Below are 21,291 nucleotides of genomic sequence, written 5' to 3'. Positions count from 1 at the left end.
GCCTGAGGCCTGCCGTTGGGAGTTTCTCCTATGACATTGGAAAACATTTCCTGCCAGAAAAGCTTTGGCGGTTGGCACAAGCGGTACAAGCACCGCTCTGAGGTGCTTGGCTGCGACATGGTTTTTGCCGTGTATTTGCCGCCGCAGGCAGAGCAGGGCGCTAAACTGCCTGTTTTGTATTGGTTGTCGGGTTTGACCTGCACCGATGAAAACTTCATGCACAAGGCCGGGGCGATGAAAATGGCCGCCGAGTTGGGTTTGATCATTGTGGCGCCCGACACCAGCCCGCGTGGCGAGGGTGTGCCGGACGATCCTGAGGGCGCTTGGGATTTCGGTTTGGGTGCTGGTTTTTATCTGAACGCTACTCAGCAACCTTGGGCACAGCATTATCGGATGCACGACTATGTGGTGCAGGAATTGCCGTCATTAGTCGAGGCGCACTTCCCTGCGTCACAAAAGCGCGGTATCAGCGGCCACTCGATGGGCGGGCATGGGGCTCTGGTGTGTGCGTTGCGTAACCCGGGTCGCTACCAGTCGGTATCGGCGTTTGCGCCAATCAGCAATCCGATGGATTGCCCTTGGGGGCAAAAAGCCTTCTCGAACTACTTGGGTGACGAGCGCTCACGTTGGCGCGAATGGGACGCTTGCGTGCTGATCAGTGAGGCCCGCGAGAAGTTGCCATTGCTGGTAGATCAAGGTGATCGGGATGATTTTCTGGCGGTGCAACTCAAGCCTGAAGCCTTGCAGCAAGCGGCAAAAACAGCGGGTCACCCACTGACTTTGCGTTTGCAGCCGGGCTACGACCACAGCTATTTCTTTATCGCCAGTTTTATTGATGACCACTTGCGTCATCACGCGAGCGCACTAAGCGGTTAATGTTGGCCAAAGTAGGTAGAATCACGCCCTGACTTAATCGGGGCGTTTTTTTATGCGTATTGGCCACGGCTATGATGTGCACTGTTTTGCTGAAGGCGATTTTATAACCCTGGGCGGCGTGCGAATCTCCCACAAATTCGGGCTGTTGGCCCACTCTGATGGCGACGTGCTTTTGCACGCCCTCAGCGATGCACTGCTGGGGGCAGCGGCCCTTGGCGATATCGGCAAACACTTTCCTGATACAAACCCGACATTTAAAGGCGCGGATAGCCGTGTCTTGCTGCGTCATGTTGTGGGGCTGATCCATGCCAAGGGCTGGAAAGTCGGCAATGTCGACAACACCATCATTGCTCAGGCGCCAAAAATGGCGCCGCATATTGAAACGATGCGCGCGTTGATTGCGGCGGATCTTGAGGTTGAATTGGATCAAGTAAACGTAAAAGCCACCACGACTGAAAAGCTCGGGTTTGTTGGTCGTGAAGAAGGCATCGCGGTGCATTCCATTGCGTTGTTGGTTCGCGCATGAACGAATTGGATCTGCTCGGCCCACGGGCTTACGGCCAAGCGTTGGGCACTGCTGTGCTCAAAGCGAGCGCTGAAGATTTTCAAGTCGACGAAGTGCTCGATATTCCGTTATCCGGGGATGGTGAGCATTTATGGTTGTGGGTCGAAAAACGCGGCTTGAACACCGAAGAGGCGGCGCGACGTATCGCCAAAGCGGCGGGCGTACCTTTGCGTACGGTCAGCTATGCAGGGCTGAAAGACCGCCAGGCACTGACCCGTCAGTGGTTTAGCGTGCAGTTGCCGGGCAAGGCTGACCCTGATTTGTCGAGTGCTGAAAACGACACGCTGAAAATTCTTAAAACATCACGCCACAAACGCAAATTGCAGCGTGGTGCTCACGCGGCCAACGGCTTTACTTTGCGCCTGACTCAACTGGCAGGGGACAAGGACGCCTTGCAACAGCGCCTGGAACTGATCGTCAAGCAGGGCGTGCCGAACTATTTCGGCACTCAGCGCTTTGGTTGGGAAGGCGGCAATTTGGGTGAGGCCCGTGATTATGCGGCGCGCAAAGCTTTGCCAGAACAGCGCAATGTGCGCTCGCGCTTACTGTCCACGGCTCGTAGTTACTTGTTCAATCAAGTGCTGGCCGCGCGGGTTGCCGATGGCAGTTGGCAGCGTGCTCAGGTTGGCGATTTGCTGGCCTTTACCGACAGCCGCAGTTTTTTTCCGGCAGGTGAGGTTGAGTGCAGCGATCCGCGCCTGGCGATTCTCGATCTTCACCCGACGGGCCCGCAGTGGGGCGAAGGCGAGTCGCCGACCACAGGTGAGACCCATGCACTGGAACAATCCATTGCTGAGCGCGAAGCTGATCTGCGTGATTGGCTGGTGCGCGCAGGCATGAGCCATGAGCGACGCATTCTGCGGCTGCCCATTGGCCGGTTGACGTGGCATTATCCGGAGCCTGACATTCTGCAACTGGAATTTGTACTACCGGCCGGATGCTTTGCCACTGTTCTGGTGCGCGAGCTTGTTGATCTGGTGCCGTTGGGTCAAACGGACAGCCTATGCGTATTCTGATTTCAAACGATGATGGGGTTTCAGCTCCGGGTCTGGCTGCGCTCTATGCCGCGTTGGCCGACTATGCCGAGTGCGCGGTAGTTGCCCCTGAGCAAGACAAAAGTGGCGCGAGCAGTTCGTTGACGCTGGATCGTCCTCTGCACCCGCATACCTTGGCCAATGGTTTTATCAGCGTTAATGGCACCCCGACCGACTGCGTGCATTTAGGCCTTAACGGTTTGCTGGAGCAGCAGGCTGACATGGTGGTTTCTGGGATTAACTTGGGAGCCAATCTGGGTGATGACGTGTTGTATTCGGGCACTGTTGCTGCGGCGCTTGAAGGTCGTTTTCTAGAGCGGCCTTCGTTCGCGTTTTCGCTGGTATCACGTCAGTTGGACAATTTGCCAACAGCGGCGTACTTCGCCCGAAAGCTGGTTGCAGCGCACGAGTTACTCAACTTGCCGCCACGCACCGTGCTTAACGTGAACATCCCAAACTTGCCCCTTGAGAAGATCCGCGGCATTCAGCTCACCCGTTTGGGGCATCGCGCCCGGGCTGCGGCGCCTGTTCGGGTGGTCGACCCTCGTGGTAAGGCCGGCTACTGGATTGCTGCGGCGGGTGATGCCGAAGACGGTGGGCCCGGAACCGATTTTCACGCCGTTATGCAGGGCTATGTTTCGATCACGCCGTTGCAACTGGATCGCACTTTCGCAGACGCCTTCAAGTGTCTCGATGGTTGGCTGGAGGGTTTGGGCTGATGGCGCGTGAACAGGATGGCCTAATGCATCGAGGCATTGGCATGACTTCTGAGCGTACCCGCGAGCGGTTGATTCAGCGCCTGCGTGAAGAGGGCATCGTTAACCAGAACGTGCTTGAGGTCATTCGTCGCACGCCCCGTCACTTGTTTGTTGACGAGGCATTGGCGCATCGCGCTTACGAAGACACCGCGCTGCCGATTGGCAATAACCAGACGATTTCCCAGCCCTACATGGTGGCGCGCATGAGCGAGCTGCTGCTTGAAGATGGACCGTTGGACAAAGTGATGGAGATCGGTACAGGCTCGGGTTATCAAACCGCTGTGCTTTCGCAGTTGGTAGAGCGCATTTTTTCGGTTGAGCGGATCAAGGTGTTGCAGGACCGAGCCAAAGAGCGGCTGCTCGAACTGAATCTGCGCAATGTGGTGTTCCGTTGGGGTGATGGTTGGGAGGGTTGGCCAGCGCTGGCGCCTTACAACGGCATTATCGTTACGGCAGTAGCCACTGATGTGCCCCAGGCATTGCTTGATCAACTGGCGCCCGGTGGGCGCATGGTGATCCCTGTGGGGGCTGGCGAAGTTCAGCAACTGATGCTGATTGTGCGCGAAGAGCACGGCTTTGCGCGTCGGGTGATTGGCAATGTGCGCTTTGTGCCCTTGCTCAATGGGCCTTTGGCCTGAGTCTTTGTTAGCCGCGTGTGAATTATAGGGCTGTGCTCCGGTCATACAGCCCATCGGCAATGTTCTGCCCATTGCCTGCCGGTGATTGACACAGTTTCTTGTGATTGGGCTTTGCAGTCTGTAAAAGCCTTGCAGCCAGTTATACTTGCGCCCACTTACGGCCGGTTCTGGCGTTCTAATAATTTAGCCACCATCAAAGGGAGCGGCGGGTGAGTCTCACAGTCATTGCGCAGCGTATGGGTTTAAAAAGCTATCAGAGGCTGGTGGTCGGTCTAGCTCTAAGTGCCTCACTGGCTTTGTTGGCAGCGTGCTCCAGCACTCCCAAGAATGGCGTGAGTGTTGTCGACCGTAATGGCGTGGCCCAGCGCCCGGCCGTCACCACTGGCCAATATGTTGTGCGCCGTGGCGACACGTTGTTCTCGATTGCTTTTCGCTACGGCTGGGACTGGAAGGCATTAGCAGCTCGTAACAATATTGGTGCCCCGTTTACGATTGTGCCTGGGCAAACGATTCGCTTCGATGGGCGTGCTGGCACCCGTCCAACAGCGGTTGCTACCACCACCGTGACGTCATCTTCATCGGGCAGTAAAACTACTGTAACCAAGCGTCCGGTGACCACAACGAAGGCGCCAGTTGCTGCTCCAGTGCTGCCTGCTGGCCCCGCTCCCAAGGGCTGGGGATGGCCTTCTAGTGGCATTTTGATTGGTAAATTTTCTTCAAACGGTAGTTTGAATAAAGGTATTGATATCGCCGGTGATTTGGGACAGCCTGTTTTAGCTGCGTCTGACGGGTCAGTGGTATACGCCGGGAGTGGATTAAGGGGCTACGGCGAATTGATCATCATCAAACACAGCGACACCTACGTCAGTGCTTACGGACATAACCGTAGGCTGTTGGTTCGGGAGGGGCAGCAGGTCAAGGTCGGACAGACAATTGCCGAAATGGGGTCAACTGGTACAGACCGGGTGAAACTTCACTTTGAAATTCGCCGTCAAGGTAAGCCTGTAGATCCACTGCAATTCCTTCCCCGTCGTTGATCGGTTACCAGCCTGTTCCTGATGTAGTTAAGGAACAGGCTCCAGTATTGCCAAGGAGATAGGCGATGCTTGAGCTTGAGGTCGAACTCACCAAAGGACTATAAAATGGCTCTCAACAAAGAAGCGCCGGGGTTTGACATCGACGATGAGGTGCTCCTTATGGACTCCGAGATCGTCATGGACTTGATGTCAGAAGAAGATTCACCCCCTAAAGTTCGTACCAAGTCCAAAACCTCATCTGCTTTAAAACAGCACAAGTACATTGACTACACTCGGGCGCTTGATGCCACGCAGCTGTATCTCAATGAGATTGGGTTTTCCCCGTTACTCTCTCCCGAAGAAGAAGTTCACTTTGCACGCTTGTCGCAGAGTGGAGATCCGGCTGGGCGTAAACGCATGATTGAAAGTAACCTGCGTTTGGTGGTGAAAATCGCCCGACGTTACGTCAATCGCGGGTTATCGCTGCTCGACCTGATTGAAGAGGGCAACTTGGGACTGATTCGGGCAGTCGAGAAATTTGATCCCGAACGCGGGTTCCGCTTCTCGACATACGCCACCTGGTGGATTCGCCAAACGATTGAACGGGCGATCATGAACCAAACCCGAACCATCCGTTTACCGATCCATGTTGTCAAAGAACTCAACGTCTACCTGCGAGCTGCCCGTGAACTCACGCAAAAGCTCGATCACGAACCCTCTCCTGAAGAAATCGCCAATCTACTTGAAAAACCCGTCGCAGAGGTCAAGCGCATGCTTGGGCTCAATGAGCGGGTGTCATCGGTGGATGTTTCTTTAGGGCCTGATTCAGACAAAACACTGCTGGATACCCTGACCGATGATCGTCCGACAGATCCTTGCGAGCTGCTTCAGGATGATGACCTGTCTCAAAGCATTGACCAGTGGTTGTCTGAGTTGACGGACAAGCAGCGTGAAGTGGTGATTCGCCGCTTTGGGTTGCGTGGCCATGAAAGTAGCACGCTTGAGGATGTTGGCTTGGAAATCGGTCTGACACGTGAGCGTGTTCGACAGATCCAGGTCGAAGGGCTTAAGCGTCTGCGAGAAATCCTTGAACGTAATGGCTTGTCGAGCGAGTCGCTGTTTCAATAAGTGATCGCTCACTCATAAAAAGCCCCGTTTTCTCGGGGTTTTTTATTACCCGTTAAAACCTGCATCTACTCACAACAAACTTAAACCTTACGGTTTGTTGTGATCATGGCGTCAAATCTGATCCTTTTTTGGGGCTTAAGCCAAGAAGAAGGCGGCTTGAAATGGAATGTCACGTACCTTATTTAGCTTTATGTGAATGTAGCTGTAAGCCTTCGCTTACTCTTTCCGTAAGCAAAATGAGTTTTGATGGTTGTGAGTGGGTTTTTCCTACTTTATGATTTTTATAAGCTATTGATATATAAGAATTTTGTTGTTTTTTGTGCATCTGATATGCAATTAAAACGCGCAACTGATCCTGTTGCGGCAATTTTTTAAGCCTCTAATATCACAACTGTATCGACGGATTGATACAGCGTTCAAGGAAGAGCGTTAAGGGACATCGCAGGAAGCGATTCATCAGGATGATGAAAGGGAACAAAAGGGATTAGGGAAAAATGTGGGCGGGTCAAACCGCCCCTTTTTTATCCGAGAACAGTGTCTACAGTCACAGCCTTGGTGCTTAACCTGATTGACACTGTTATTTGAATCAAAAGCAAAACGCCCAAGGCCATTGCCTTGGGCGTTTTGCGTTTTGCGTTGTGACGTTAAGCGGGTTGCAGATGAGTCTGCTTCAGAGTCGCCTGCGCTTACAGCATCGGGTAATCAATGAACCCAACAGCACCTTTGGAATAGAAGGTTTCAGGGTGCGCTTCATTAAGCGGCGCATCGGCCTTCAGGCGTGCAGGTAAGTCAGGGTTGGCAATGAAGGGCACACCAAAGGCGACTGCATCGGCTTTACCCGCTTGGAGCCAGGCATTGGCGCTGTCTTTGGTAAAGCTTTCGTTGATGATGTACGGGCCGCCAAACGCCGCTTTGAGCTGTGGACCGAGGCTGTCAGGGCCTTCGTGTTCACGCGCGCAGATGAAGGCAATGCCGCGTTTGCCCAGCTCGCTGGCCACATAGCCAAAAGTTTCAGCCAGGTTGTCATCGCCCATGTCGTGCAAGTCGGCTCGTGGCGACAAGTGCACGCCCACACGTCCTGCGCCCCAGACCTCAATCGCAGCATCTGTGACTTCCAGCATCAAGCGCGCACGATTTTCTAGCGAGCCGCCGTATTGGTCGGTGCGTTTGTTGGTGCTGCTTTGCAGGAACTGATCGAGCAAGTAGCCATTTGCGCCATGAATTTCTACGCCATCAAAGCCCGCAGCTTTTGCGTTTTCGGCGCCTGAGCGGTAAGCCTCGACGATGTCGGCAATCTCGGCTGTTTCCAGAGCGCGTGGCACGGGGAAGTCAGCTTTTGGGCGCACCAGGCTGACGTGGCCTTTGGCGGCGATGGCGCTTGGGGCAACTGGCGTTTCGCCATTCAGGTACATCGGATGTGAAATCCGTCCAACGTGCCACAACTGCAAAAAGATGCGCCCACCGGCGGCATGCACGGCTTGGGTGACGTTTTTCCAGCCGCGTACTTGGTCGTCAGACCAGATACCGGGAGTGTCGGGATAACCAACACCCATTGGCGTCACTGAAGTGGCTTCGCTGAGGATCAAGCCTGCGGAGGCGCGTTGAACGTAGTACTCGGCGATCAATGCGTTTGGAACTCGGCCTTCGTCGGCTCGGCAGCGCGTCAGTGGTGCCATGATAATGCGGTTGGGCAGTTCAAGATCGCCCAGCTTGATCGGATCGAAAATCGTGGTCATGTGCAGCCCTCTCAAGGATTAGTGTGTGGCGGTGGCCAGTTCGGCGTTGCCGCCCTGGCGAAAAGTAATCAGGGTGACCAGCAATGCCAGTACTGCCAGCGCCGCGGCAGCCAGCGGCACGCGGGTGAGGCCAAAGCCGTGAGCGATGACGCTGCCGCCCACCCAGGCGCCCAGTGCATTACCGAGGTTAAAGGCACCGATGTTCAGGGTAGAGACCAGATTGGGAGCGGCTTTGCCGAAGGTCACAACATTCACTTGCAACGCCGGGACGGCGGCGAATGAAGCGGTCGCCCAAAGAAATAGGGTGATCTCGGTAGGGATGACTGCGACGCTGGTCCAAGTCAGAACGGTCGACATGACGGCCATCGCAATGAAGACGCCAATGAGCGTTGCCGCCAGGCGTTTGTCAGCCAGCTTGCCGCCGATGATATTACCCACGGTCAGGCCCAGACCAATCAGCAGTAAAGTCCAGGTCACCCCCCGAGGTGAAACGCCGGTGACATCGCCCAGCAGCGGTGCAACATAGGTGAACAGGGTGAACATGGACGCTGCAAACAGGGCGGTCATGCTCAGTGACAACCAAATCCCCGCGCCCTTGAGGGCGGCCAGTTCAGCGCGCATATCAAGCTTTTCTTCATCCCGTTTGGCAGGCAAAAAGCGAATCAGGCCGATCAGCGCAACAACGCCAATAACAGTCACAGCAAAAAAGGTCGAGCGCCATCCAGCCGCTTGGCCGAGTGCGGTGCCCAGCGGCACACCCAGTACGTTGGCCAGCGTCAAGCCGGTAAACATCAAGGCCACAGCAGAGGCCCGCTTGTTGGCAGGCACCAGACCTGCGGCCACCACTGAACCAATACCAAAGAAGGCGCCATGACACAGTGCAGTTACTACGCGAGCAAACATCAGTACGTTGTAATCACTGGCCAGCGCGCAGAGCAGGTTACCGACGATAAAAATACCCATCAGTGCAACCAGTGCGGCCTTGCGTGGTAATTTGGCCGTCGCCAGCGCCATAAAGGGTGCGCCAATGGCGACCCCTAGCGCATAACCGGTCACAAGCCAGCCGGCACCCGGAATCGAGACCCCAAGATCAGCGGCGACATCAGGCAGCAAGCCCATGATGACGAACTCAGTGGTGCCGATGGCGAAGGCGCTGAGCGCCAGAATGAGTAGCGAGAGGGGCATGAAAGTCCTTGTTAAAGCTCTTGGCTGATTTTTGCGAGGAACGCTTGAATGGTGTCCTCGTTGCGTTTGAAAAAGTGCCACTGCCCCACCTTTTGGCTGCTGATCAGGCCTGCGCGTTGTAACGTGGCCAGGTGGGCAGAAACGGTGGATTGCGACAAACCGAAACGCTGGTCGAACTGCCCGGCACACACACCGTGTTCGGTGGTGTGATGTTGGTCAGGGAACTCGACCTGCGGGTTTTTAAGCAGGTGAATGATTTCTCGGCGTACTGGGTGTGCCAGCGCTTTTATTATTTCGTCGAGGTCGATCGGCATGATTGCAGTGCTCAATGAGTTACAGCGTTATATCGCGATAAGGCGAACTTTAAATCGTAATATCGCGATATACAAATATGATTTTGATCTTAGTTCAGCTCAAATCGATATATCGGGTTATAACGATATTTGTTGGGCAGTGCTAAACTGCGCGCCATGAATTATCTCGCACATCTGCACCTTGGCGGCCAGCGCCCAGAAGAATTACTCGGCAGCTTATATGGCGACTTTGTAAAAGGCCGCCTACAGGGCCAGTACAGCCCTCTCATCGAATCGGCCATTCAACTGCATCGCAGCATTGATGTGTTCACTGACAAACACCCTTTGGTTGATCAATCACTGTCCAGGTTCACCCAAACCCGGCGGCGCTATGCGGGCATTGTTCTCGATGTGTTCTTCGATCATTGCTTGGCGCGGGATTGGGCGCAGTATGCGCAGGGCCCGCTAGAGCGATTTACTTCGGGGTTTTATCAGGTACTGGTGGCCCAGCCACACTTGCCAAGCCGGCTAGCGGCCATTGCGCCCCACATGGCGGCGCATGATTGGCTGGGCTCGTATCGAGACTTTGAAACACTGGACAGGGTGTTTTTGGGTATTTCCCGGCGGCTGTCGCGGCCAGAGGAACTGGCCGGGGCCATGCGCGATTTAAACGCCTTATACCAACCGCTGAGCGAAGACTTTCGTGCGTTTTATCCGCAGTTACAGGCGTTTGCTGCCTCTGAATTGCAGGACGCTTCGTAACGGCTGATACCCGAACAGGCCGCTACCCTCGTGCGGCTGCGGGCTCATCATAAAAAGCTGCTGCTGCGTCACGTAGCTCTGTGGCGCCAGACACCACCCGCCCAATTGCCTCCTGCGCCCTAAAAGCCAGCACTGCACGTTCTTGTCGTTCGCTGGCGATAGGCGCAAGCAAGTGAATTTCGACATCGGCTTGCTCATGTGAAAACAAGCGCAGCAAATGCGACAGCAAATCGTCCTCGCCGATGAAGGGAGCCAAGGCATCTGGCATGCCATGACGTAAATAGCGAATGGCCACAGGTTGCACCGGTACGCCGCTGTCTATTGCCGCCGATAACAGCCGTCCATGAAACGTGCGCACCGAACGCCCGTCCGTGGTGGTGCCTTCAGGGAACATCAACAGCGGCAGTGCTTGCTGCAAGTGTTGGGTCATTTGCTGGCGAATCAGTTGGCTGTCGCCGGCCCCTCGGCGGATAAACAAGCTGCCCGCCTTGGCTGCCAACCAACCAGCCACTGGCCAACCCCGTACTTCGGCTTTGGAAAGAAAGGACAGCGGCGTCAGTTGCCCCAACAGTGCGATGTCGGTCCATGACACATGATTGCTGACCCACAACATGGGGCCAGCCGGCATCTGGCCATAAATGGTGATACGAAAGGGCAGGGCGCGGCTGAGCTTTGCCATAAAAAACCGTGACCAGCGTTGCCTGCGATCCATTGTGCTATTGAAATTCAAGCGCTCCATCAGGCCAAACACGCTGGCCATGCTCAGGCCCAGGCTGACCACCCCGAGCACATGCACCACCCTGAGGTATTTGCGCACCCGGCTCATTACATCGCCGCCTTGAAGTGTCGAGCATAGCGCGGGCACAACTCGTCGCGCTTGAGCAGGATAAACACGTCTGCCACCTGAAAATCCTCATCCCAGCAAGGCTCGCCACAGATCTTGGCCCCAAGGCGCATGTACGCCTTGAGCAGCGGTGGCATTTCGGTGATGACATTGGCCGCCAGCTCATGTTGGGGCAGAGGGTTTTTCGGTTCGGCGCGCAAATGTTCAGTGCACAAATAACGTTCACGCAGACGTTGCATGATCGCGTGAGCCTGAACGCCGCCATCTTGCATCGGAATGCTGGCGCACCCCATGAGGTAGCGATAATTGCCGTGGTTGAGCACCTCAGCCAGCTCGCCCCACAGCACGGCAATGGTGCCGCCATTGCGATAGGCGGGGTCGACACAGGTTCGACCTATTTCAAGAATCGGGCCTTGCAGACGAGCGAGACCGTGCAGGTTGAACTCTTGTTCGCTATAAAAATGGCCGATGTTGCGTGCAGCACTGTGATCCAGCAAACGAGTGGTTGCCACCAGTTGGCCGTTGCTAAGGTCGCGCACGCCGATGTGTTCGCAATGTGCGTCGAAATCATCTTCGTCCAGACCGTGTTCGGCGTTTTTGAGCGTGGCCTTCAATTCACCACTAAACACACGAAAGCGTAAGGCTTGAGCTTCACGTAAGGCGTGGGGGCCGATCAAGCGTTCTGCGTGCAAACGGCGTTCTTGGGCGGTGTCGCGGATGCGGGCGATCTGGGACATTGCGAATCTCCGTGCAAGCGCCGGGCCTGCCTAGGGTTGCTGCCATTCGACTGAGGAGTGCAACCTCAGGCTAGGCAGGCGCAATGTCACCCCCATGACGTTTGCATGATGCTTGTGTGACAGGCCCTAGGTGTTTTGTGCCGCAGAGGCGCTGTAGAGGAACTGTCTGCACCTGAGTGCGTCCTAAAAGCGTTGCAAAGATTTCCGGCCCAGCCCGCTTACAAGTGAGCAAACTGGGGGTATTGTTCGCCCACGTTTATCTGCTGATGAGTTTTTATGTCCAACCTGTTTTTATCTTCTGCTTGCGCCTTGCTGCTAACGCTGGGCGTCAGCCTGTCTGCACAGGCTAATTGGTACCTTGATGGCGAGTCTTCGCGGCTGTCCTTTATCACCACGCAAAATGCCAATGTCGCGAATGTGCACCGTTTTTTAGTGTTGCACGGCAAAGTCGACCCTAAGGGCCAAGCGCAGTTACGTATTGAAATGGACTCCGTCAACAGCTCCACGCCACTGCGTGATGAGCGCATGCGTGACACGTTGTTTGATTTCAAACACTTCCCTGAGGCACAGATTACGGCGCAGATTGACCTGCAACCGATCAACGACCTAGCGCCCGGCGCGCAACTTGAGTTGCGCTTGCCGGTGACGGTGCATCTGCGTGGCAAACAGCACACGTATGAAGCTCAATTGTTGGCAACGCGGTTGGATGAGCGACGTTTTCAAGTGGTCACGCTTGAGCCGCTGTTAGTTCAAGCCGAAGACTTTGGCCTGCAACCGGAGCTTGAAACCTTGCGCAAAATGGCCGGTTTGTCGGCAATCAGTTTTTCAGTGCCGGTGGGTGCGGTGCTGATTTTCACGGCCCGCTGACATGGCTGGCGCAGTGTTCCCCTGGCGCAGCGCCAATCAATTTGAACTGCTGATTGATGGCCCGCAGTTTTTCCCTAAGATGCTGGCGGCCATAGCCCAAGCGCGTGATCACATTGATCTTGAACTGTATCTGGTGGAAACCGGAGCCTGTGCTCAAGCCGTAGTGCAGGCGTTGGTGCTGGCGGCGAAGCGTGATGTGCGTGTGCGTTGCTTGTTTGATGGGTACGGCAGTCTGGCTTTGACCTTGGGTTTACGACGCAGTCTGGTCGAGGCCGGGGTTGAATTGAGGTTTTACAACCGCTTGAGCTGGCGCCGGGGCGTGAACAACTTGTACCGCGACCATCGCAAATTGTTGCTGGTGGATCAGCGTTTGGCTGTTGTGGGCGGCACAGGCGTAACGGATGAGTTTTGGCGCCCCGACGAAAACACCTGCGATTGGCATGAGGTGATGGTTCAGATCCAAGGCCCATTAGTGCTTGATTGGCAGATGCTGTTTGATCGTCAGTGGCGTGCCAATATCAGCCGTAAAGCCTGGAAGCCGGCCACGCACTTCGGCCTTGCGCATTTACCGCGTGTTCCCGAAGAAGGCACTGGGCTGGGGCGTGTGGCTTACGCAGACGCCCATCAGCATCGCGACATTCTGCAATCGTTGGTGCGAGCCATTAACAGTGGTAAACAGCGCATTTGGCTGGCCACGCCTTACTTCTTGCCCACTTGGAGTGTGCGCCGCTCGCTACGGCGTGCAGCCAGTCGGGGGGTAGATGTACGTCTGCTGTTGACGGGGCCGCGCACCGACCATCCGTCTGTGCGCTATGCGGGGCATCGCTACTACCCGCGTTTGCTTAAGTCTGGCGTGCAGATCTTTGAATACCAGCCGTGTTTTTTGCATCTGAAAATGGTGCTGATTGATGACTGGGTCAGCATCGGTTCATGCAACTTCGATCACTGGAACCTGCACTTCAATCTTGAGGCGAATCTTGAGGCGCTTGATCCCGCGCTCACCCAGGCAGTTGCGGCCAGCTTTATAAACGACTTTGCTCAAAGTCAGCCTGTTAGCTTGCAGGCCTGGCAGTCGCGGCCACTGTGGCGGCGAGTCAAGCAGCGGATTTGGGGTTGGGTTGATCGATTGGTCGTTAACGTGTTGGGGCGGCGTTAACAGGCTCTGCTCAAACAAGTAGATGGCGTGAAATACGTTTTTTAATACTGCGCGTACTATTTAGCGCCTGGCGCAGTTACATAAAGTTTCAGAACGTGCAAAATCAGATCACTTCATCAGGCACTGGAGTGCTTGGAGCACGATTTTCTGGAGCGTTTTGCATGACCCCCTCGTTGTTAATGGCAGTACTGGCCTCAGGCTTTATCTATGGCATCACCCCAGGCCCCGGTGTTTTGGCTGTTTTCGGCATTGGCGCTGCACGCGGGCGTCGCGCCGGTGCTGGCTTTTTATGCGGGCATTTGCTGGGTGATGTGATTTGGTGCAGTACAGCGCTGATCGCTATCGTCGGTGCGCGTGAGTTTGGAAGCACCACCTTCAACGTGTTGGGGCTGCTCAGCGGTCTTTACCTGTTTTGGCTTGGCCTGCGAGCGGTGCGCGCTCAACGCAGTAATGTGGCGCAGCAAGGCCCGGCCCGTCGGCCATTCGCTCACGGCATTATCTTCGGTCTGACCAATCCCAAAGCCTACCCGGTAGCTGTCGCAACGTTTACGGCGCTGTTGTCCAGTCGTGCCGAGTTGCTGACTTGGGCCATGCTGCCGTGGCTGATCGCGCTGAGTTTTATCGGCGGTGCAATTGCCTACGTGATTCTCATCGGCATTGTGGGCGCCGGGCGCGTCAGAGCGCTGTATCAACGGCATGAGTTGTTGATTACTCGGCTGTGCGGCGTCATGTTTATTGGTTTTGCTATTAGCGCATTGGCACACGCCTTGCCGGGCCTATTACAACAAATCTAGCGCTAGGCCCTGCAAGGAGTCGGCATTGCGTCGTTCAGGGTCAAGACAGGTAATTCTATGTTTAACGTTGAGGCTAAAAGCGAGCCTATGGACATTAAAAGCTACCTGTCGCAAGCCAGCTTCATCGACTTGCTGCTTGATGCCGTGTGCGTCGTTGATCGCAGAGGGCATTTCGTGTTTGTGAGTGCTGCGTGCGAGCGTATTTTTGGATACACGCAGCATGAGCTGGTGGGGCAGCCAATGATTGATTTTGTGTTTGCGCCCGATCGCGAGCGAACACGGCTTGCCGCTGATGAAATCATGCAAGGCGAACCCAAACTGAACTTCGAAAACCGCTATTTGCGAAAAGACGGGCAGGTGGTTCACATACTGTGGACGGCGCGTTGGGCCGAAAACTACCAAATGCGCATTGCAGTTGCCCGAGATATCACCGACCGTAAACAGGCTGAGTCCCGTCAGTCGGCGCTCTTTGCTATTTCTGAAGCGGCCCATGCTGCCGAAGACCTGCTTGAGCTATTCAAGCGTGTGCATCAATTGGTTGGGCAGTGGCTGCCTGCGCTGAATTTTTCGGTCGCTTTATGCGATGACTCACAAGGCTCGTTGAGTTTTCCCTATCACGTAGATGACCATCCCCAGCAGCAAAAGGGTGATGTCAGCGCTTTGAGTGATCAGGTTATCCGCAGTGGTCAGCCCATGCTGCACAGCGAAGCCAATGCACCGTCGTGGCTGGGTGTTCCGTTGATGACCCACAATGGCACCATTGGCGCGCTGCTGGTTAAAAGCTCGCTCGGCGAAGAGCGCTACACCGAACAACACAAAGAGCTGTTGCAGTACGTATCAGCTCAAGTGGCCACAGCCATTGAGCGCAAGCAATTACACGCGCGCTTGCAGTATTTGGCTCAGTACGATGCTCTCACTCGGCTTCCCAATCGCGAGTTTCTCTACGAACGTTTGAACAAAGCCTTGGCCAGCGCAAAAACAGAATGCGGATATTTGGCTGTTTTATATGTCGACTTGGACCATTTCAAACATATCAATGACACCTTCGGCCACGGGGTGGGTGACAGTTTGCTGCAACAAGTTGCCCGGCGCTTGAAGCACTGCGTACGAGAAAGCGATACCGTCGCCAGAATGAGCGGAGATGAATTTGTGCTGGTACTGGAACATCTCAAGTTGCCGGAGCACGCCTACATCGTTGCTGAAAAAATCCGCTTCAACCTCAGTCAGCCGTTATTGATTGAAGGGCATACGCTGCGCATAACGCCCAGTATCGGAGCAGCGCTGTACCCAGAGCACGGCGATCAGCCACAGCATTTGCTAAATCATGCTGACAGCGCCATGTACAGTGCGAAAAGGCGTAATCGAGGGTGATTGAATGACAGCTAAAGGCGTTGAGTGAGTGCAGTAATTGTTGAATCGAAGAGAAGAGAGCAGCAGATCGAATGATCTAAAAGTGCGCTGAAAAGTTGGAGCGGGTAGAGGGAATCGAACCCTCAACTAAAGCTTGGGAAGCTTTCGTTTTGCCACTAAACTATACCCGCTCAAAGCGGCTGACTTTGTACCAGAAGTGGGCGCCAATGAGAAGTTTTATTCTGTAAAAACACATTTTTCTGCGTTATACGCTGGCGTGCTTTATAGGGCGAGGCTCTTATGCGCGTGCAATGCGGCGTAGGGTTGATGCCGTTTTTCAGGCGTCGCGCAAAGAAAGCCGAGTAAAGCTGCCTTGTATTCTTGACTGGCTGACTTGTGTTCCATGTCCAAAAAATGCCCTGTGTGTGGCAGTGACATAAATTGGCAGTCCAAGATATGCGGTGCGAAGTGTTGCACGCCTTCGCAGGCGGTGTACTCGTCCCACGCGCCGTTGATAAACAGCAATGGAATATCAATGCCCTTTGCCGCATTGAGATAGAACAGTCGGTCCCCATGCAGCACTTGGTCGATATGAAAGTGCATTTGGGCGTATTCATGGTCGGTCAACGTGCTGACATGTTTGAAGTTGAAACGCTTGAACAGTGACGGCAGGTGCTTGCCCAAGGTGTTGTTGACCAGGTTGGCAACTTGCGGGCGATTGCGCGCAAAAAGCCCATCAAGCCCGCGTTCGAGGTAGTCGCGCATGGGTTCGTTGATCACGGGTGAAAACGAGCTGACCACGGCCTTCTTAATCCCCTTTGGGTTGGCGGCCAAGGCTGTCAGCGCCGCCGTTGCTCCCCATGAGAATGACATCAAGTAGTCAGCGGCAAAGTGTTCAATCAGTTCCCGAAGAATCTGCGCTTCAATCTCAGTGGTCAGAAACCGCTGATGCGCGTTGTGTGGCTTTGATTTACCTGCATAGGGCTGGTCATAAAGCACGACGTTGAGCTGCGGGTGCAGGTTTTTGAGCGTTTGTGCAAATGATGCGGTGGTGGCCATCGAACCATTGACCAAAATGATGGTGTTTTCTGCGGCTTCGCAGCGATAGAACTCGGTGTAAATTCGATACTGGCCTTGAATATCGAGCACGGCGATTTCGGGTTTCATGGCAACAGACTCCAGCGAATCGAAGGTCGTGAGTCTGATACTGCGCTGTGATTGTGACAGGCAGGCGTATAGGGGCGCGGTGTTAGAGCAGTGCTATTTCATCGGCACTCAGTGAACGGTACCCGCCGGGGGCGAGTTGACTGTCGAGTGCCAATGGCCCGATACCTTCGCGGTGCAAACGCGTGACTTTGTTATTGAAGAAGCCAAACATGCGTTTGACCTGATGGTATCGGCCTTCAACAATGCTCAACCGTGCGCTGCGTGGCCCAAGCAGTTCAAGGTGGGCTGGCAATGTCGTCAGGTCTTCAAAGGCGAAGTACACGCCCTCATTGAATTTCACGACGTACTCGTTACCGATGTCTTGCTCGGTCTCGACGTAATACACCTTGGGTTGTTTGGTCTCCGGTTGGGTCAAGCGCCGTGACCACTGACCATCATTGGTGATAAGCATCAGCCCGGTGGTGTTGAAGTCTAGCCTGCCTGCGATATGCAGTTCATGCTTGTCGGGCACATCCAGTAGATCAAGTACCGTCAGGTGTTCTGGGTCTTGAGTGGCGCTCACACACCCTGGCGGTTTATGCAGCATGTAATAACGCGCAGGTTTACCCGCCTGTAACGCAAGCCCATCACATTCAATCCAACTGAAGGCTCGAACCTCGTGCCGTGGATCACACACGGTCTGACCATCGACCTTTATGCGTTTTTCGATCAGTAACAGGCGCGCCTGTTGGCGACTGAACTGAGGCAAGTTACTGAGAAAGCGGTCAATACGCATAACGATCGGTCATAAGGAAAACAGTCGGGCATCTTACGTGAGCTGCTCGCCGCGTGCTGACTGCAATTGGCGCTCGACTTGCGCGCAACGAGGGCAAAGGCAAGCCACATTGCGCAGTTCGGCAGGCAGCGCCTCAAGCACCTTGGGGTCAATGCTGACGCTATAACACCAGCAAGATCGGCTGTCGGGCTGGGGGGTTGCCATTGAGCAGTCATTGAGAGCACCGCACGCAGGGCAGAGAGTTGACGTGTTCATCACATAAAGTCCGTTAACAAGCCACAGGGCAAGCGTCAGCTCAGTGGCAAGAGCAATTGACATTGGGGGTGAGCTTTTTTAGTGTCCGCCCAATTGTTTTCAGGATGTAGCCATGACCTCGGATGACCGTATAAAACTTGAGCCCCTATGGAAGCATGCGCTTCGTGATGAGTTCGAGAAACCCTACATGGGCGAGCTGCGCGAGTTCTTGCGTCAGGAGCATGCGGCCGGCAAAGAAATTTATCCACCCGGCCCGCTTATTTTCAATGCGTTAAACCTGACCCCGCTGGATCAAGTGAAGGTTGTGATTCTTGGCCAAGACCCTTATCACGGCCCCGGTCAGGCGCACGGGTTGTGCTTTTCGGTACAACCCGGCGTGGCGACACCGCCATCGCTGGTCAATATCTATAAAGAACTCAAGCGTGATTTGAACATTGATATTGCGCCCCACGGCTGCTTGCAGCATTGGGCGGAACAAGGCGTGTTATTGCTCAACACCACCATGACCGTTGAGCGCGCTAATGCAGCTTCCCATGCCAAAAAGGGTTGGGAACACTTCACCGACAAGATTATTGAAGTGGTGAGTGAGCAGCAGCCCAAGCTGGTCTTTTTGTTGTGGGGCGCCCATGCCCAGAGCAAGCAAAAACTGATTGATGCCACCAAGCATCTGGTGCTGACCTCGGTACACCCTTCGCCTTTATCCGCTTATCGCGGGTTTATCGGCAACGGGCATTTCAGTCGCACCAATAAGTTTTTGGAGCAAAACGGCCTGACGCCGATTGACTGGAAGCTGCCTTAGTTTTCGGCGCCATCTCGACGAGCGCCTATTTTTACCCAGTAACGAAACAAGGGCTCGGCCAAAAAGAGCACAAACAGCAAACGCATCACTTGCAAGGCTGTTACCAGCGGCACTGACAGTTGCAGCGTTTGTGCGGTGAGGCTCATCTCGGCGATCCCGCCGGGCATCATGCCCAAGGTCATGGAGCGCAAGTCGAGCTGGGTGAGGGTGCTCAAACCCAGCGCACAAAGACTGGCGATGAACATGGTCAAGGCTGTGCCCAGTAGTGTTCTTGCGATGAATGAGGGCGCCTTGCGAAAAAACGCGCGATTAAAGTGACAGCCCAACCCACTGCCGATTAACCACTGACCCATTTGGCTGCTGCCGTCTGGCAGGCCGATGTGCAAGTCCCACGCGATGCTGGCGCCAGCGCTCAGTAACAAAGGCCCAAACAGCCACGGGTTGGGTTGGCGCAGACGTTGCCAGCCCCAGGCCAGTAATGCGCCAGCAGGAAACAATAGTGCCAGCCAGTAGAAGTCAACGAGAGCAGGGTGAGAATTAGGTGTGCCTTCACCCAGCAAGTATTTGAAGGCTGCCGGCACACACAACACCACCGTCAGCACCCGAATGCTTTGCCCGGCGGCGACCTGGCTCAACACAGCGCCGTTGCGTGCGCCCAGATTGACCATTTCGCCGGAGCCGCCCGGCATGCTGGAAAAAAATGCCGTGGCACGATCTACGCCACTTCGGCGCATCAACCACACGCCGATCACACTCGACACACTGGTGAGCAGCGCGCCGAAGCAGATCAAACCCAAGTGCGCCAGCACCTGCTCCATCACCACCGGGGTGAAGTGCAGGCCGATACCGATGCCCACAATCCATTGCCCGCATTTACGTCCGCCAGGGATCTCGGCCAATTGCCAAGGCGTTAAACAGCGCACCAGAATGATCGCCAGCAACGAGCCAACCATCCACGGCAATGGCCAGCCGACTTGGCTGGCGAGATAACCGCCAGCCAAGCCAACCAGCGGCGTGGCCCACCACTGTTTAAAACCAGACTCAAGCATTGGCCGGAGCGCGACGTTGCAGGCTGCGTTTGCGCCAGATACGCAACACCGGCATCAGCAGCATGATCGCTGTCAGCACCCAAACACCCAAGGTGATCGGGCTCGACCAAAGGATTTCCAGCGCGCCGTTGGAGATCGACAGGGCGCGGCGCAGGTTCTGCTCCATCAAACCACCCAAAATAAAGCCAAGCAGCACGGGTGACAGCGGGAAATCGAGCTTGCGCAGGATGTAACCGAAAATACCGATCCCAATCATCAAAAACAGATCGAACGTAGTGGCGTGGACGGCATACACGCCAATCGCCGTGATGATGGCAATTACGGGCACTAGCGCCCAGTTAGGCACCGAGAGAATTCGCGTGAAGATGCGAATCATCGGGATATTGAGGATCACCAGCATGATGTTGGCGATGAACAGCGAAGCGATCAGCCCCCAGACGATATCGGGTTGCTGCTGAAACAACAGCGGCCCCGGCGTGATGTTGTACAGCGACAACGCGCCGATCATCACCGCCGTCGTGCCTGACCCGGGAACGCCCAAGGTCAGCATCGGCACCAACGCGCCACAGGCCGATGCGCCGATGGCGGTTTCGGGGGCCGCAAGGCCGCGCATATCGCCTTGGCCGAACGTGCCGCTGGTGCCAGCCAGTCGCTTTTCAGTCATGTAGGCCACTGCGCTGGCCAAGGTGGCCCCTGCACCCGGCAGCACGCCCATGATGAAACCGAGTAACCCGCAGCGGATGTTCACTACAAACACCGATGAAGCTTCCTTCAGGTTGAACATCATGCGGCCAGTTGCTTTCACCGCTTCTTGTCCGCGATGGGTTTTTTCCAGCAGTAAAAGAATTTCACTGATGGAGAACAACCCCAACACCAACACGACGAACTGAATGCCGTCAGTCAGATGGATGTTGTCCCCGGTGAAGCGGTAAACGCCGCTGTTGGCGTCAATCCCTACGCTGGACAGAAACAAGCCAATTAGGGCCGCGATAAACGTCTTGAGCGGCCGATCGCCTGCCATTCCGCCAAGGCACACGATCGCGAAGACCATGAGTACGAAATACTCCGCCGGGCCGAAGGCAATCGCCCATTTGGCCAGCAGTGGAGCAAACAGCACCATGCCGCAGGTGGCAATAAAAGCACCGATAAAAGAGCTCCATGCCGACAATGACAACGCAACACCCGCCAAGCCTTTGCGGGCCATTGGGTAGCCATCAAGGGTGGTCATGACCGTGGACGCTTCACCGGGAATGTTCAGCAAAATGGAGCTGATACGCCCGCCGTACTCGCAGCCCAAGTACACCGCGGCCAACAAAATAAGTGCTGATTCAGGCGGCAAGCCCAAGGCAAATGCAATCGGGATCAGCAGTGCCACGCCATTGATCGGGCCTAGGCCCGGCAACAAACCCACCACAGTGCCGATCAAGGTGCCACACAGCGCGGTCACCAAGTTGTAAGGGCTTAATGCAACGCCAAAGCCCTGGCCCAAATAGCCAAAAGTATCCAT

23 protein-coding genes and 1 tRNA gene are annotated in these 21,291 nt (G+C 55.2%); 13 read left to right on the top strand and 11 right to left on the bottom strand.

Annotation, left to right across the window (positions count from 1 at the left end; all coding sequences use genetic code 11):
- The first annotated feature begins 30 nt into the window (after nucleotides 1-30).
- The 7 genes from fghA to rpoS all read left to right on the top strand — a co-directional run bounded on the left by fghA (nucleotide 31) and on the right by rpoS (nucleotide 6,015).
- Nucleotides 31-876, top strand: coding sequence for an S-formylglutathione hydrolase (gene fghA, locus ACZRJQ_RS16200; protein WP_463979332.1), 846 nt, complete (start codon nucleotides 31-33; stop codon nucleotides 874-876).
- A gap of 52 nt (nucleotides 877-928) precedes the next feature.
- A complete protein-coding gene (gene ispF, locus ACZRJQ_RS16195; RefSeq protein ID WP_463979331.1) occupies nucleotides 929-1,402 on the top strand; it encodes a 2-C-methyl-D-erythritol 2,4-cyclodiphosphate synthase in 474 nt (157 codons plus the stop codon).
- Nucleotides 1,399-2,457: a tRNA pseudouridine(13) synthase TruD gene (gene truD / locus ACZRJQ_RS16190; protein WP_463979330.1), complete on the top strand. Its 1,059-nt coding sequence runs from the start codon at nucleotides 1,399-1,401 to the stop codon at nucleotides 2,455-2,457. The genes ispF and truD overlap by 4 nt, the downstream gene beginning before the upstream one ends.
- Entirely contained in the window at nucleotides 2,445-3,194 is a 750-nt protein-coding gene (gene surE / locus ACZRJQ_RS16185) for a 5'/3'-nucleotidase SurE (RefSeq protein WP_463979329.1), read from the top strand. Before truD ends, surE begins: the two co-directional genes overlap by 13 nt.
- A 41-nt stretch (nucleotides 3,195-3,235) precedes the next feature.
- A complete protein-coding gene (locus ACZRJQ_RS16180) occupies nucleotides 3,236-3,871 on the top strand; it encodes a protein-L-isoaspartate(D-aspartate) O-methyltransferase (RefSeq protein ID WP_463979376.1) in 636 nt (211 codons plus the stop codon).
- Nucleotides 3,872-4,080: 209 nt separating this feature from the next.
- On the top strand, nucleotides 4,081-4,908 hold the full coding sequence (locus ACZRJQ_RS16175; protein ID WP_463979328.1) for a peptidoglycan DD-metalloendopeptidase family protein: 828 nt from the start codon (nucleotides 4,081-4,083) through the stop codon (nucleotides 4,906-4,908).
- Nucleotides 4,909-5,013: 105 nt separating this feature from the next.
- Nucleotides 5,014-6,015 carry an RNA polymerase sigma factor RpoS gene (gene rpoS, locus ACZRJQ_RS16170; protein WP_463979327.1) on the top strand — a complete coding sequence of 334 codons (1,002 nt, stop codon included), beginning with the start codon at nucleotides 5,014-5,016 and terminating at the stop codon, nucleotides 6,013-6,015.
- A gap of 686 nt (nucleotides 6,016-6,701) precedes the next feature.
- Here rpoS and ACZRJQ_RS16165 read toward each other — a convergent pair.
- Genes ACZRJQ_RS16165 through ACZRJQ_RS16155 form a run of 3 tightly spaced genes read right to left on the bottom strand, consistent with a single transcriptional unit; the run spans nucleotide 6,702 to nucleotide 9,250 of the window.
- On the bottom strand, nucleotides 6,702-7,751 hold the full coding sequence (locus tag ACZRJQ_RS16165) for an alkene reductase (RefSeq protein WP_463979326.1): 1,050 nt from the start codon (nucleotides 7,749-7,751) through the stop codon (nucleotides 6,702-6,704).
- 18 nt (nucleotides 7,752-7,769) lie between these two features.
- Nucleotides 7,770-8,936: an MFS transporter gene (locus ACZRJQ_RS16160; RefSeq protein WP_463979325.1), complete on the bottom strand. Its 1,167-nt coding sequence runs from the start codon at nucleotides 8,934-8,936 to the stop codon at nucleotides 7,770-7,772.
- 11 nt (nucleotides 8,937-8,947) lie between these two features.
- The gene (locus ACZRJQ_RS16155; RefSeq protein WP_463979324.1) at nucleotides 8,948-9,250 is read right to left on the bottom strand and encodes an ArsR/SmtB family transcription factor; all 303 of its coding nucleotides are present in this window, start codon (nucleotides 9,248-9,250) and stop codon (nucleotides 8,948-8,950) included.
- A gap of 156 nt (nucleotides 9,251-9,406) precedes the next feature.
- Between ACZRJQ_RS16155 and ACZRJQ_RS16150 the strand changes: the two genes are divergently transcribed.
- Nucleotides 9,407-9,991 (top strand): acyl carrier protein phosphodiesterase, encoded by a 585-nt coding sequence (locus ACZRJQ_RS16150; protein WP_463979323.1) that lies wholly within the window; start codon nucleotides 9,407-9,409, stop codon nucleotides 9,989-9,991.
- 22 nt (nucleotides 9,992-10,013) lie between these two features.
- On the opposite strand, the gene ACZRJQ_RS16145 is transcribed toward ACZRJQ_RS16150, so the two are convergent.
- Complete coding sequence (locus ACZRJQ_RS16145; protein WP_463979322.1) at nucleotides 10,014-10,817, bottom strand: lysophospholipid acyltransferase family protein; 804 nt, start codon at nucleotides 10,815-10,817, stop codon at nucleotides 10,014-10,016.
- Complete coding sequence (olsB, locus tag ACZRJQ_RS16140) at nucleotides 10,817-11,572, bottom strand: L-ornithine N(alpha)-acyltransferase (RefSeq protein ID WP_463979321.1); 756 nt, start codon at nucleotides 11,570-11,572, stop codon at nucleotides 10,817-10,819. The genes ACZRJQ_RS16145 and olsB overlap by 1 nt, the downstream gene beginning before the upstream one ends.
- A gap of 276 nt (nucleotides 11,573-11,848) precedes the next feature.
- Between olsB and ACZRJQ_RS16135 the strand changes: the two genes are divergently transcribed.
- The 4 genes from ACZRJQ_RS16135 (at nucleotide 11,849) to ACZRJQ_RS16120 (ending at nucleotide 15,760) form a co-directional block, all read left to right on the top strand.
- A complete protein-coding gene (locus ACZRJQ_RS16135) occupies nucleotides 11,849-12,439 on the top strand; it encodes a YceI family protein (RefSeq protein ID WP_463979320.1) in 591 nt (196 codons plus the stop codon).
- Between the two features lies 1 nt (nucleotide 12,440).
- Nucleotides 12,441-13,595 (top strand): phospholipase D-like domain-containing protein, encoded by a 1,155-nt coding sequence (locus ACZRJQ_RS16130; RefSeq protein WP_463979319.1) that lies wholly within the window; start codon nucleotides 12,441-12,443, stop codon nucleotides 13,593-13,595.
- Nucleotides 13,596-13,756: 161 nt separating this feature from the next.
- The gene (locus ACZRJQ_RS16125) at nucleotides 13,757-14,389 is read left to right on the top strand and encodes a LysE family translocator (RefSeq protein ID WP_463979318.1); all 633 of its coding nucleotides are present in this window, start codon (nucleotides 13,757-13,759) and stop codon (nucleotides 14,387-14,389) included.
- A gap of 87 nt (nucleotides 14,390-14,476) precedes the next feature.
- A complete protein-coding gene (locus ACZRJQ_RS16120; protein ID WP_463979375.1) occupies nucleotides 14,477-15,760 on the top strand; it encodes a diguanylate cyclase domain-containing protein in 1,284 nt (427 codons plus the stop codon).
- 96 nt (nucleotides 15,761-15,856) lie between these two features.
- On the opposite strand, the gene ACZRJQ_RS16115 is transcribed toward ACZRJQ_RS16120, so the two are convergent.
- From ACZRJQ_RS16115 to ACZRJQ_RS16100, 4 genes are all read right to left on the bottom strand, one after another.
- Nucleotides 15,857-15,930 (bottom strand) — tRNA-Gly (locus tag ACZRJQ_RS16115).
- 91 nt (nucleotides 15,931-16,021) lie between these two features.
- A complete protein-coding gene (locus tag ACZRJQ_RS16110; RefSeq protein ID WP_463979317.1) occupies nucleotides 16,022-16,906 on the bottom strand; it encodes an alpha/beta fold hydrolase in 885 nt (294 codons plus the stop codon).
- 82 nt (nucleotides 16,907-16,988) lie between these two features.
- On the bottom strand, nucleotides 16,989-17,681 hold the full coding sequence (locus ACZRJQ_RS16105) for a pseudouridine synthase (RefSeq protein ID WP_463979316.1): 693 nt from the start codon (nucleotides 17,679-17,681) through the stop codon (nucleotides 16,989-16,991).
- Nucleotides 17,682-17,714: 33 nt separating this feature from the next.
- Nucleotides 17,715-17,936 (bottom strand): cysteine-rich CWC family protein, encoded by a 222-nt coding sequence (locus ACZRJQ_RS16100; RefSeq protein ID WP_463979315.1) that lies wholly within the window; start codon nucleotides 17,934-17,936, stop codon nucleotides 17,715-17,717.
- 112 nt (nucleotides 17,937-18,048) lie between these two features.
- Here ACZRJQ_RS16100 and ung point away from each other — a divergent pair, with 112 nt between their 5' ends.
- Entirely contained in the window at nucleotides 18,049-18,735 is a 687-nt protein-coding gene (gene ung / locus ACZRJQ_RS16095) for a uracil-DNA glycosylase (RefSeq protein ID WP_463979314.1), read from the top strand.
- Here ung and ACZRJQ_RS16090 read toward each other — a convergent pair.
- Nucleotides 18,732-19,784, bottom strand: coding sequence for an AbrB family transcriptional regulator (locus ACZRJQ_RS16090; RefSeq protein WP_463979313.1), 1,053 nt, complete (start codon nucleotides 19,782-19,784; stop codon nucleotides 18,732-18,734). The genes ung and ACZRJQ_RS16090 overlap by 4 nt on opposite strands.
- Nucleotides 19,777-21,291, bottom strand: a complete 1,515-nt coding sequence (locus tag ACZRJQ_RS16085; RefSeq protein ID WP_463979312.1) for a tripartite tricarboxylate transporter permease — start codon at nucleotides 21,289-21,291, stop codon at nucleotides 19,777-19,779. Before ACZRJQ_RS16085 ends, ACZRJQ_RS16090 begins: the two co-directional genes overlap by 8 nt.

Source organism: Pseudomonas sp. E315, assembly GCF_055406205.1.
The sequence above is the reverse complement of the archived record's forward strand: the minus strand, read 5'-3'. Positions and strand labels throughout refer to the sequence as shown.